Annotated in this window: 8 protein-coding genes; 7 read left to right on the top strand and 1 reads right to left on the bottom strand. The window is 66.0% G+C overall.

Annotated features, from left to right (window positions below):
• Positions 1 to 381: 381 nt before the first annotated feature.
• Entirely contained in the window at positions 382 to 1,590 is a 1,209-nt protein-coding gene (locus tag GXY15_12250) for a DUF1080 domain-containing protein (protein ID NLV41983.1), read from the top strand.
• Between the two features lie 45 nt (positions 1,591 to 1,635).
• Positions 1,636 to 2,736, top strand: coding sequence for a DegT/DnrJ/EryC1/StrS family aminotransferase (locus GXY15_12245; GenBank protein NLV41982.1), 1,101 nt, complete (start codon positions 1,636 to 1,638; stop codon positions 2,734 to 2,736).
• 342 nt (positions 2,737 to 3,078) lie between these two features.
• On the opposite strand, the gene GXY15_12240 is transcribed toward GXY15_12245, so the two are convergent.
• Positions 3,079 to 5,055, bottom strand: coding sequence for a hypothetical protein (locus GXY15_12240; GenBank protein ID NLV41981.1), 1,977 nt, complete (start codon positions 5,053 to 5,055; stop codon positions 3,079 to 3,081).
• A gap of 625 nt (positions 5,056 to 5,680) precedes the next feature.
• On the opposite strand from GXY15_12240, the gene GXY15_12235 reads away from it, so the two are divergent.
• The 5 genes from GXY15_12235 (at position 5,681) to GXY15_12215 (ending at position 12,225) form a co-directional block, all read left to right on the top strand.
• Positions 5,681 to 6,775 (top strand): hypothetical protein, encoded by a 1,095-nt coding sequence (locus tag GXY15_12235; GenBank protein NLV41980.1) that lies wholly within the window; start codon positions 5,681 to 5,683, stop codon positions 6,773 to 6,775.
• A gap of 890 nt (positions 6,776 to 7,665) precedes the next feature.
• Positions 7,666 to 7,992 (top strand): DUF2188 domain-containing protein, encoded by a 327-nt coding sequence (locus GXY15_12230; protein NLV41979.1) that lies wholly within the window; start codon positions 7,666 to 7,668, stop codon positions 7,990 to 7,992.
• Positions 7,993 to 8,047: 55 nt separating this feature from the next.
• Positions 8,048 to 8,881, top strand: coding sequence for a hypothetical protein (locus GXY15_12225; protein NLV41978.1), 834 nt, complete (start codon positions 8,048 to 8,050; stop codon positions 8,879 to 8,881).
• Positions 8,878 to 10,059 (top strand): WYL domain-containing protein, encoded by a 1,182-nt coding sequence (locus GXY15_12220; protein ID NLV41977.1) that lies wholly within the window; start codon positions 8,878 to 8,880, stop codon positions 10,057 to 10,059. The genes GXY15_12225 and GXY15_12220 overlap by 4 nt, the downstream gene beginning before the upstream one ends.
• A gap of 966 nt (positions 10,060 to 11,025) precedes the next feature.
• The gene (locus GXY15_12215; GenBank protein NLV41976.1) at positions 11,026 to 12,225 is read left to right on the top strand and encodes a YbjN domain-containing protein; all 1,200 of its coding nucleotides are present in this window, start codon (positions 11,026 to 11,028) and stop codon (positions 12,223 to 12,225) included.
• The last annotated feature ends 254 nt before the right edge of the window (positions 12,226 to 12,479 follow it).

Here is a 12,479-nt window from a genome sequence, read left to right as displayed (position 1 = left end):
CGTCTCGCCACGTCTTCGGCTCCCTCCATCGCCCAAACTGCGCGCCCCCTGGGATCGCCAAGCTCCAGCTTGGCCTCTTGGGTTTTTCCGCGCGGGCCTGTTCGATCCGTATTTCCCCGAAAGCCAAGGGGAAGCTTGGCGATCCCAGGGGCGCGGCCTCTCCAGCGAACCCGGTACTTTCTTAGCAGCGAAGCGCGGCAATCTCGTTCCCGGTGCGACCCCGCTTCTCGCAGCGTCTTATCCGGCTTCCCGGTAAAACGGGTTCCGCTTGCGTTCGGGGCGGGCAACAGGTACTATTTACCGGTTGACCGCGCGGACCGTTGCCGTGGCCCCCTTTCCGGGGCCGGGGTCCGCGCCCGGCCCCTTCAAGGAGAGCAAACCATGAACCTTTCCCGTGTTGCCCTGGTTGCGGTGTTTGTGTGCGGAGCGGCCCTGGCCGCGGACTGGGAGGACATCACCCCGGGCGGGGATCTGGCCGGGTGGACCGCCCTGGGCGGCCAGTGGTCCGTGGCGGACGGCGTTGTCCGGGGCACGGCGGCGAAGGATGAGAACACTTGGCTGCTGTTCGGCGGCCGCGAGTTCCGCGACTTCGAGGTGGAGTTGGAGTTCCGCACGCCCGTGCCGACGAACGGCGGCTTGCAGTTCCGCTCGCACTGGCTGCCGCGCCCGCTGAAGGAGGGCGAGAGCGCCGCCGATGCCCCGAAGCAGATGTACGGCTACCAGGCGAACGTGGAGACACGCCAGCGCAACGGCAGCGGCCGGCTGGTGGACGAGAACGGCCGGGGGCCCCTGGCCGAGCCGTCGCCGGAGTCGGTGAAGACGCTCAAGCAGTACGAGTGGAACAAGATGCGCGTGTCGGCGCGGGGCGGCGTCATTGAGGTCTTCCTGCACGACGTGTCGGCGCTTCGGCTGGAGGACGAGGCGTATGTCGGCGGGTTCCTCGCGCTCCAGTCCTTCGCCTACGAGGCGAAGGAGGACACGGCGGCGGTGGAGTACCGGAACATCCGCGTGAAGGACTACGGGCGCGAGGGGAAGTGGCGGGCCCTGTTTGACGGCAAGTCCCTCGCGGGCTGGAAGGAGTGGGGCAGCGAGAAGTGGGCGGTGCGCGACGGGGAGATCCTCGGCGGGAGCGGCCCGAAGAAGAGCGAGGGCTACCTGGCCACGGAGGAGACCTTCAAGGACTTCCGCGTCCGCGGCGTGTTCAAGACCCTCGGCGACGGCAATTTCGGCCTCTTCTACCACTCGACCATCACGCTGAAGGACGACGGCTACCCCGTGATCGCGGGGCTCCAGGGCGAGGTCGCCCCGGAATATCCGTCGCCGTCGGGCTGGGTCTATGAGAGCTACAAGCGCGGCTGGCTGGTGGAGCCGGACCTGAAGTCCCCCCAGGCCATGGTGCTGCGGCCGGAGCAGTGGAACGAGATCGAAATCCGCACGCAGGGCAACCATGTGACCACGTGGGTCAACGGGATGCGCGTGCTGGACCTGACGGACCAGGGGCAGCAGCTCTTCGAGGGCAGTTTCGCCCTCCAGCTGCACTCCGGCGGCGTGGACGGCATCCTCTGGAAGGACCTGTACGTCGCGGAGTGACGGGCGGCCGGGGCGCGGCGCGCCAACAGAAATGGAAGACACCCCATGCAAGTGAACTTTGTGGACCTGAAGACGCAGTACCAGGAGCTCCGCGGGGAGATCCACGCGGCGCTGGAGGAGGTGATGTCCGGCGCGTCCTTCGTGCTGGGCGACGCCGTGGCGCAGTTCGAGCGGGAGTTTGCGGAGTACTGCGGCGCGGCCCACTGCGTGGGCGTGGCGTCGGGCGCCGACGCGCTGCACCTGGCGCTGCGCGCCCTGGGCGTCGGCCCCGGCGACGAGGTGATCACCGCCGCCAACACGTTCATCGCCACGGTGAACGCCATCACGCTGGCGGGGGCCACCCCGGTGCTGGTGGACACGGCGCGGCCGTACTACACCCTCGACCCGGAGCTGGTGGAGGCGGCGGTCACGCCGCGGACCAAGGCGGTCATCCCGGTGCACCTTTACGGCCACATGGCCGGCATGGACGCCGTCGCGGACATCGCCGCGCGGCACAACCTCCATATTGTGGAGGACGCGGCGCAGGCCCACGGCGCGCGGCACCGGGGCCGCCGGGCCGGGTCGCTCGGCGTGTGCGGCTGCTTCAGCTTCTACCCCGGCAAGAACCTCGGCTCCTACGGCGAGGGCGGCGCGGTCACCACGGACACCGCCGCCGTGGCGCACTCCCTGCGCATCTACCGCAACGTCGGCCAGTCGGAGAAGTACATCCACCCCGTCGTCGGGTTCAACAGCCGCCTCCAGAGCATGCAGGCCGCCGTGCTCCGCGTGAAGCTGCGCCGCCTCGACGAATGGAACGACAAGCGCCGGCGCTTCGCCGCGATGTACAGCGAGGGCCTCGCGGACACGGGCCTCGTCCTGCCGGAAACGGCGCCGGACACCGTGCCGGTGTGGCACCTCTACGTGGTGCGGTCCCCCCGGCGCGACGAGCTGCTGGCCCACCTGCTGGCGTGCGGCGTCCACTGCGGCATCCACTACCCCGTGCCGGTGCATTTGCAGGCGCCGTACAGGGGCGTGCGCACCCTGCCCGAGGGCGCGCCGGTGACGACAGCCTGGGCCGCCCAGATCCTCTCGCTGCCCATGCACCCGGACCTCACGGACGAGCAGGTGGCCCACGTGGTGGACAGCGTCCGGTCCTTCAACCCCTGAGCCTTCCCGGACCGCCGAGCATCCCGGCGGCCTTGTCTTCGCGCTTCCAGTGGTCCAGAGCGGTTTAAGGTTGAGACGGCGCGTCCGGAGAAAGGCGCTGGGATCGTGGGCCGAGGTGGCACGGGCTTCCAGCCCGTGGTCGGGTCATGGATGCGGCCCAAGACCACGGGCTGGAAGCCCGTGCCACCTCGCTGCGCACGACCGGCTTCCTTGCGAAATGCCGCATCTTCTCGAAGCTCGGCGGTTTCGGTGAAGACGAGGCAGGCGGGACGCCTGCGCTACGGAAGGCTGCCCGACACGCGACACCGTAGCGCCGCCGTCCCGGCGGCCTTGTCTCTTGCTCTACTCTTTCCAGGGCGCGGTGGCGGCGGTATCGTCTATGAAACCGTAGTAGCGGCCGCGCCAGTAGGCGTCCACATAGGCGGCGCCGCCGATCTCGCGGCGGGTGTTGTAGGTGAACTGGAGGACGAGGTGGGCGGGCTGCCAGGTTTCGCCGGTGTCTTTGGAGAGGAAGAGGCCGGCGGGGGTGCCCGCGAAAACCCAGCCGGTCGTCGCGGGGGCGAAGACGGTGCCCGCGCGGGGGATGTCGAGGCCGGCGTTCTTGAGGGCCCAGGTCTGGCCGCCGTCGGCGCTCTTGAGGACGCCGTTGGGGTCGGCCTTAAAGTGTCCGGCGGCGCTGTGGGCGGCGTCGCCGCCGCGGACGGGGAAGGGGCCGGGCGCGGTGACCTTTTCCCACCGGCTGCCCATGTCCTTGGCGCGGCGGAAGGCGCTGCGGTAGACGCCGTTTTCGGCCTTGGCCCAGAGCACGCCGGGATTCTCGGGGTCGAACACGGCGTCCTCGGGGGCGCCGGCGTCGTCGGGCAGGGTGAGCCGCCGCCAGAGGGCACCGCCGTTGAGGGTGGCGTAGAGGCCCTCGGCGCAGAGCGCGCAGACCAGGCGCACGCGCGGCCCGGCGCTGATGCGGCGGGCGGGCGAGGGCAGCTTGAGGCTGATCGGGCGCCATCCGGCGGGGGTGGCGGCGCCGTCGCGGGACTGGTAGATGTCGCCGCTCTGGTCGAGGGCGTAGACCACGAGGGGGTCCTCGGCGGGGACGGCGAGGTCGGTGATGCCGCGGCTGGTCCAGCCGTCGGCCTGGAGGAGGTTGCCCTTCCAGATGTACTCGTTGTCCCAGGCGGCGGCGTAGACGGGGTAGGGCGGCTGGAGGTCGGGGCGCAGACTGTTCATGCGCGGCTGGAGCGTCGTGTCGGTGGGCCAGGTCTGGAGGGAAAAGAGGGCCTCGCGGAGGGCCTTGTCGCGGCCGGGGGCGTCGGGGGCCGCGCCGTAATAGATGTAGGTGAAGAGGCTCTGGGCGTCGTCGCGGTGGTTGGCCCAGATGCCGTCGAGGATGACGCGGTAGGCGGCGAGGAGTTCGGGGTCCGTCTCGATGCGGAAGAGGTTCTCGAGGTGGCAGAGGACATGCTCCGCGTCGTCGAAGTTCTTCTCCGTGGCGAGGGTCTTCATGCCGCGCACGCCGTACTGCGCGAGGAGCTTCTCGTACATCGCCTGGTACTTGGGGTTGCCTGTGGCGTGGTGGGCGATCTTCGCGCCCGAGATGGCCATCATGACCCGCATGTTCAGCGTCCTGCCGTCCGTGAAGCCCAGGATCGGCGTCTTGCGCTGGCGGTCTATGTGCCAGATGTTGAGGTCGTTGTCCACCCAGTAGCCGACGAGGGCGTCAATGGCCTCGCGGCAGCGGTCCTTCTGGGGGCCCTCGGCGGCGAGGTCGTAATAGTGGCCCAGGCCGCGGGTGGCGGCGCTGTAGTTGTGGTGGCTGGGGTCGCCGCGCCAGCGCAGGTCCGCAAATTCGCCCGCGCCCTGGTACCAGATGTCGCGCGGCGTGTCGGCGACGCGCTCCTCGTAGGACTCGCCGTGGCCGAAGGCGTAGCCGCGCGCCTGGAGGCCGCGGACCCCCGTGACGAGCTGGCAGCGGTAGATGCCCTCGAAGACCTCGTCGGCCCGGCGCTTCGCGTCGGCGACCACGTCGGCGGGGGCGCCGGTCCGCTTGAGAAAGGCGTAGCGGAACGAGCAGCCCGCAAGATAGTTCGACGACCAGCAGACGGCGTGGGCGATGTCGCAGTGGCCCAGGGTGGAGTAGTCCGGCTCGCCCCGGTCCAGCGAGATTTCCACCTGCGACGGGTAGAGCCCGAGGATGTTGTGGCGGTCCCGGGCGTTCTGCTCGAGGGCCTTCTCCTTCACGTCCAGGGGGAGTTTCCACGAGTCATCCGCGCCCCACGCGCCGAGGGCGGCCAGTCCGGCAAGCACAAAGACGAAGCGCCGCATGCGAAGACCCTTTCCGTTGGGGAGGCCCGCGGGGCGCGCCGGCGCGGCGGGCACCGCGCCGCACCCCCGCCGACCACTATACGCACCGCCCCCCCGCCCCCGCCAGCCCGGGGTAAAGCTGGTGGGCGACGGCCGATGCGGAGGGGGCAAGAGGGCGCAGCAAGCGGCGCCCCTACGATCATGCGCCCCGGATCCGCGCATGTAGGGGCGCCGCTTGCCGCGCCCTCTTCAGGTCTGCGGGAGAGCCGACCAATCCCGGCCGTAGGGGCGCCGCTTGCCGCGCCCCCTTCAGGTCTGCGGGGGAGCCGACCAATCCCGGCCGTAGGGGCGCCGCTTGCCGCGCCCTCTTCAGGTCTGCGGGAAGCCGACCAATCCCGGCCGTAGGGGCGCCGCTTGCCGCGCCCTCTTCAGGTCTGCGGGAGAGCCGACCAATCCCGGCCGTAGGGGCGCCGCTTGCCGCGCCCTCTTCAGGTCTGCGGGAAGCCGACCAATCCCGGCCGTAGGGGCGCCGCTTGCCGCGCCCCGGGCGAACACGACGGTCCGGCGCGCGCATTGACCCGGGCCGGGGGAAAACGGTACAACTATCCCGCCGCCATGCGAACCACCCGGCGGCGGGAGACCGTCCATGAAACTGCCGCTTGAGAAGCCCGCGCCCGACATTGACCGGTTTGTGCGGGTGATCCGCGGGGAGGAGGCGCCCGCGCGCCCCCCGCTGGCCGAACTGTTCCTGGACCACGAGGTGGAGCGCGAGATCGCGCGGTCGTTCCTGGGCCGCGAGTGGGTGGAGCCGGGGCCCGACCGGGCGTCCGTGGCCGCCTATCTCGACAACCGCACGGCGGTCTACCACCGCATGGGCTACGACTACCTGCGCGTCATCGGCGGCGCGGACTTCCCCGGCGACTACCTCGACGCGGCGGACACGGCAAACCTCTCGCGGGGCAGCCGGAAATGGGCGAACGAGGACCGGGGCCCCATCGCGTCGTGGGAGGACTTCGAGGCCTACCCCTGGCCGGACCCGGCCACGGCGGACCTGTGGCACTACGAGTACGCGGCGTCGCGCCTGCCCGAGGGCATGGGCCTGTTCGTCTGCCCCACGAGCGGCTTTCTGGAGGTGCCCCTCGACACGCTGCTGGGCTACCAGAACCTGTGCATGCTGGTCTGTGAGCAGCCCGGCCTCGTGGAGGCGGTCTTCTCCCGCGTCGGCGAAATCATCTGCGGCGTCTACGAGCGCCTGGTCGGCCTGCCCAACCTGCGCGGGTTCTTCCAGGGCGACGACATGGGCTTCAAGACGGGCCCCCTGCTCGCCCCGGACCAGCTCCGCGCGCTCGTGCTGCCGTGGCACAAACGGCTGGCGGACCTCGCCCACCGCAACGGGCTCGTCTACCTGCTCCACTCCTGCGGCAATCTCGAGAGCATCATGCCGGACCTCATTGACGACGTCGGCATTGACGCCCGCCACTCCTACGAGGACGAGGGCAACTCCGTCTTCGACTTCAAGCGGCGCCACGGCGGCCGCATCGCCATCCTCGGCGGCGTGGACGTGGACAAGCTCGCGCGGCTGCCCGAGCCCGAGCTGCGCGCCCATGTCCGCCGCGTGATGGACGCATGCGTGCCCGGCGGGCGCTTCGCCCTGGGCTCCGGCAACACCATATGCAACTACGTCCCCCTGCAAAACTACTTCGCCATGGTGGACGAGGCGTTCCACTACGGCGGCGCGTGAGGCCCTGACGGAACCGGCGGCACCGCGAGAGGATGCTCACGCGGACATGACACGCAGAGACGTCTTGCGCATGGGGGCGCTGGGGATCCTGGGGCTGTCGGCGGCGGGCATGCGGGGACTGTCGGCGGAAGCCCCCCGGGCGGACCATCATCCATCTGGCCAACCGCACCGCCCTGGCCCACAACACGCCGCGCCTGCATGAGATCCCCCGTTGCATGGCATGACCATCGAGTTCGCCAATCCTTGCAAGGCGGCGAACATAAGCTGCCGGGGGGCCTCCGCAACCGTTGAGGCCGGGGGGGCCGGCTGCGTGCGCGGATCGCCGAGCTGAATACGCATGCGGCCTTGGTGGTGGGCGCGACGCAAAGCGGCCAGGCATGGTCCTGGCAGGGGACCGTTGAAGTTCCGGCGCGCCTCCGGGCAGGCGCATGGAAACGCCCGCAGCCTTGGCCGCGACCGGGTGAGCGGGTCTGAGGGCAGGGACGCCGTTGCCTGTCAACGGTGGACGCGATGGGTCTGTGGAAGGGAATGGTGGGCGGTGCAGGGCTCGAACCTGCGACCCTCTGCGTGTAAGACAGGAGGCGGAGAGTCATAAAGGCAACAACCCCAACTGTTTACAAGGCAGCGAAATCTTCGTTGCCCCAAATGTTGCCCCTTTCCAAAATGGAACGGACCGCGACGCCCGCCGCGAAGACCTTCTGGAACTCCTGAAAGAACTCGGTCCGACGGAGGTTCTCGCGGCGCTCCTCTCCGTTCTGAACCCCGCCCTCCCGTCGAAAAACGAACAAACCCCGTGAATCCGGTCTGCCTCCCGGGCACGGTTGTCCGGGAGGAGGCCACAACTGTGGAAGGCGGGACTTGTGGAGGCTAATCGTGAACCCGAAACTTTCATAAGACCTGGACCAAAAACCGGGGGCTTGACAGCCACGCGTAAAGAAGGCACCGGGCGCCTATCGTCCGTCCACAACACGCGGAATGCGGCCACTAACGCTGGGCGTCCAATGGCAAAAATGAACGAGCGTTCGGAACCAGTGATTCATGGCTGGGTCGGGTGTGTCCGAGACAGGGACAGCTTCGGGCACGACCCCTGTCCGCCCAAGAACCCAAAGTATCAAAGGCCACTTGCCGAGGGTTCCCGCTTCTTGAGGCGGAAATCCTCGGCCACCGGAACCTCCGTTGATCGGATACGGCTGCGGGGAAGACTTGCGGAACTCTGAACGAAATGGTATATTCTGTACGTATTTAGTTCACGCTAGATGAAGGAAAACGAATATGACTGCACCATCATCGTCCATCCGGCGCGGGATTGAAGCAGAGACCCGTGAGCGTCTCGAAGTCCTGCACAGGAACACCACAGGATCATTCAGGGCGGCGGAGGCAGGACGAGTCTGGTCTTTGGACCTGGTTCGTGCGCGACGCCTGCTTGCCCATCTCGCCGCCAAGGGATGGCTTGTTCGCGTCAAGCAGGGCCTTTATGCCACGGTGCCGCTCGGGGCGGCTGAGCCTGCGGACTGGCGCGAGGACACCTGGGTCGTTGCCGTTCGCAGCTTCACGCCCTGCTATATCGCCGGCTGGAGCGCCTGCGAGCATTGGGGGTTGACCGAACAGATCTTTCGCGACATCGCGATTGTGACGGGCCAGTCCGTCAGAAAGAGCCCGGTCGCCATCCAGGGTACGGCCTTCCACCTGAGGCACCGCTCCAAGGACAGGCTGTTTGGAACGAGGATTGTGTGGCGCGACCGCATCCAGGTGCCGGTCTCGGACCCTTCGAGGACCATCGTGGACATTCTCGACAAACCGGATCTCGGTGCCGGCATCCGCCATGTCGCCGATGTCATTGAAACCTACTTTGCGGGAGAGCACCGCAATGAGCATCTGCTCCTCGAGTACGCGGAGCGGGCCGGCAACCGAACGGTCTACAAACGGCTGGGATACCTTATGGAGACCCTCGGCATCGATGTTCCGGACGTTGTCGAACGTTGTCGCTCTTCACTCAGCGCCGGCCTCACGTTTCTCGACCCGACCGTCCGCCGAGCTGGACGCATCTCAAAACGGTGGAACCTCAGGGTGAATGTGGAAATCAAAAGCGGTGGAGAACCCACATGATCAGCCGGTTTGACCTCGATGAACGCGTACGGGAATGGTCGCTGCGCGACGATATCGTGGAGAAGGACTACGTCCTCGGATGGCTTCTTTGGGGCATTGGCGCCGACGATACTCTGGGGACCAAGTGGGCGTTCAAAGGCGGCACATGTTTGAAGAAATGCCACATCGAGACCTACCGGTTCTCGGAGGATCTGGATTTCACGGTCCTTCCCGGCGGTCTCATCGAACCTGCCGAACTTGCGCCGATCTTGAGGGCCGTCTTGGAGCGGGTCACGGAAGCGTCGGGACTCGATTTCAGGGGCAGGGATTTTCTCCTCAAGGGGCATGATTCGGGCTTATACACGGAAGGCCGCGTTTACTATCAAGGTCCCCGCGGGGCAACCAAGGTCGCCAGCGTGAAGGTAGACCTAAGCGCATCGGAGAAAGTGGTCCGGCCAACGGTTCAACGCCGCATACATCATTCATACCCCGACGCGCTGCCGGAACCTGCAACCGTTTGCTGCTACTGCTTTGAGGAGGTGTTTGCGGAGAAAATACGTGCCATGGGCGAACGCGGGCGTCCCCGGGATCTCTACGACATCATCAACCTTTTTCGCCACTTGGAACCCAATGCGCATGCCGCAATAATCAGGACAGTCCTGGCGGAGAAGTGTCAGGCCAAGGGTATCCCGGTTCCCACGTTGGATTCGGTCAGGACGGAGGCCAACCGAGAGGCGCTTGAATCGGAATGGTCGAACATGCTGGCCCACCAGCTGCCCGTGCTGCCCCCGCTCGAGGCCTTCTGGAATGAGATTGGGGACCTCTTCGCCTGGCTGGAGACGGTTATCAAGGTGCCCGCGCTTCCCCAAATGCGTTTCGCGTCAGACGAGGAGGCCCCGGTTCGCTCAGGGGCCGCCGTGCCGATGCAGGTGTGGCATGCCCCCGTTCCTCTGGAGACCATCCGTTTCGCCGCAGCGAACCATTTGTGTGTGAAGTTGGGATACGAGGGCGCGCAGCGGATCATCGAGCCATATTCCCTGCGCCGGACACGGGACGGCCACTTGGTGCTTCACGCGGTCCGTGTGGACAACCGCGAGCACCGAGCCTACCGTGTTGACCAAATTCAGAGCGTGGAGGCAACGAGGCAGCCCTTCAAACCGGTCTACCAGGTTAAGATCTCGAGCGTTGGCCCCATTTAGGCGCCAAAAGCACGCCGGTCGGTGGAAAAGCCATTGAGACACACACCGCCCGGTGGCCGCTTCGGCAAAACCGTCTACGTGATTGAATGCCCCTTTTGTCGCAAGCGTTTCCGGCGCAAGAACCGGGATATGAAACTGAACCCGCACAAATCTCGAAGCGGGCTTCCCTGTTCCGGAAGATACGGAAGGCTTGTGGACACTCAATACAAGTAACCCTCCACCTTGATGGCCCGTTGACATAACCTCACGTTCATGGGGCCCACGTGGTTCCCTTTCTGCCGCCCGCTTAAGTCGAAATCCATCGCTATGGGGAAGTCATGCCCCATGACGATTTCTTTAGGGCGCAGAAGGAGCGTCGGTTTGCCGCGGAGGGACCGAATCGGAACACTAAGGACGGGTGCCCATACTGCCGGGCCGCCCCAAGCAATTCATTCGAAAAGGGAATCGCCGCGGTTGTTCTCTGTGGTACGCGACGGAGGCATCTGCAGAATATCAGCTTAGGTGGGCGCTGCAGGGGCCGGAGTATCAGGCGGGGGAAAGCGATATACAAACGCAACAGAAAATGAGATACAACGACAAATGGAACGTATCGTAGTCCCCTCCGCAAGAGCCTCCTGGGACTCCTCAAGAATCTCGACCCCGCCAAAGTCCTCGCCCTCCTAATGGAAGCTTCATTCCAGGCGGATTCCCCGTCCCCCACAGCGCAAGCCCGGAACGCCCGCAAGAGATGGACCAATGACAGGGGCGTGAGAAATTGATGCGACGGCTCCCGAAACACCTTCCGACAGGCTCCTGGAGTGTCCGAGTTTCAAATACTGGGTCGTTTTGCAAGTGCCGGTTCTATATTGGGGGGAACGCTGGAAACGGCGGGCCGCTGAATCAATGCATTGTGCTTTGAGGCGGCCACTACGGAACTGAAACTGCCCGGAAAAATGATACCTCGGGCGAACAATGGAGGATGATGGTATGGCCTGGATGAGAGAAGAATGTTCAGCATCGGATGCGGAGTTGCTGGAACGACTGGTCGGACGGCTCGAGATGTGCCTGAAGGCATTCCCCCGATCCGGAGTGACCGCGGTTTTGGACGACGACGATGTCGTTACGGTGTGGGATGAGGGGGGGACGACAGCCTCCTTCTGGTACAAAGTGTCGCCTGGGGAGGGCCTCCGTCTGCACTTCGCCTCCCCCGTATGCGGCGTGCCGCAGGGGGACCGGACCCTGTTCTACGAGAGACTGCTGGAGCCTTCGGGGTACGAGGGGCCTTTCAGCAGGCGAGTGGAAAACGGACAGGTTTCCCTTGTGGGAACCCTGCCCGCAGAAGAACTGACGGACAAGCTTGTCCTGCACGTGGCCCGTGAGCTCCTGCGGGCAGCCAAGGCGACCACGGTCTCCCTTGTGGCGCGGTTCGGTGTTCGACCGTGGCACGGCGACGAAGTTACGGAGACGGGAACCTTCTGGAGCCTTTCGGAACCAGAGGGTTCATTGGACCCGGTTGAGCAGTACCGGCGCACCGCCTTCTCCCGCATTCGTCCATATAGTGTCCCCGAGCGTGTTCGTGCCGTCGTGCTGAAGAACGCCCACTTGCGATGGATGGACCTGCCGGAGGAGGATGCCGGCACCGGGATCGACCTGCCCCGGAACGCTCACGGCGGGGATCCGGGCGACAAGTTCCTTACCATAGATCCCCGTTTGGAGAGAAGGTTGCTGGGACGACTGACCAGTCTGCTGCTCGATCTTGACACCCTGCGTGAGTTCCACGTTTCTCGACCGGACCGAAGAAGCTTTTTCCTTTTCCACAAGGATATCGTCCTTGAGACCGGATTTGAGCCCACCCTCGAAGGGGGCGTGTGCCTGTATTGCCAAGCCGAGCTGTGTGATCTTCCCGCCTATCCTTCCGACGAACTGTACCGCTCAATCCTTAGCACCGCCTTCGAAAACCTGCCCGCCAAGGTCTGGGCTTATGAAGATACGGTCGGCGTCTGCGGCCACCTGGATTCCCGATTCCTCACCAACGAGTCTGCCCGCCACCTCCTCCTCGGCGCCCTGGCCCTCGCCGAGAAGGTCCATAACGAACTCACTCTCGGGTTCGGACTCAAGAGCCTGTGCCGCTCCGAGGAAGACACCCCCCCGGATTCGAATACGGAGGATCTGTTCGAGGAAGACTGACAAACAACCCGCCGACGGCGCGTGACCGCAGCGGTCAGCTCCCTTCCCAAAAGAGGGCCCGAACTTCTCCTGTCGTGGGAAATGTTCGGGCCCTTCCAGTCTGCCTGCAGGGCGCCAGACCGCGTCCCGGGGAGGGCGGGTCCCATGCGTGAACTGGCGAGGCGTTCCGACAAGGACCGGCGCGACTTGTTCAGGGCCGCCGCACAGCAAATGCGCGTCCATGAGGCCGTCTAGCAGCCCGTGGCAAAAGGCTG

This window comes from Candidatus Hydrogenedentota bacterium, from assembly GCA_012730045.1.
Lineage (GTDB): Bacteria > Hydrogenedentota > Hydrogenedentia > Hydrogenedentales > CAITNO01 > JAAYBR01.
The sequence above is the reverse complement of the archived record's forward strand: the minus strand, read 5'-3'. Positions and strand labels throughout refer to the sequence as shown.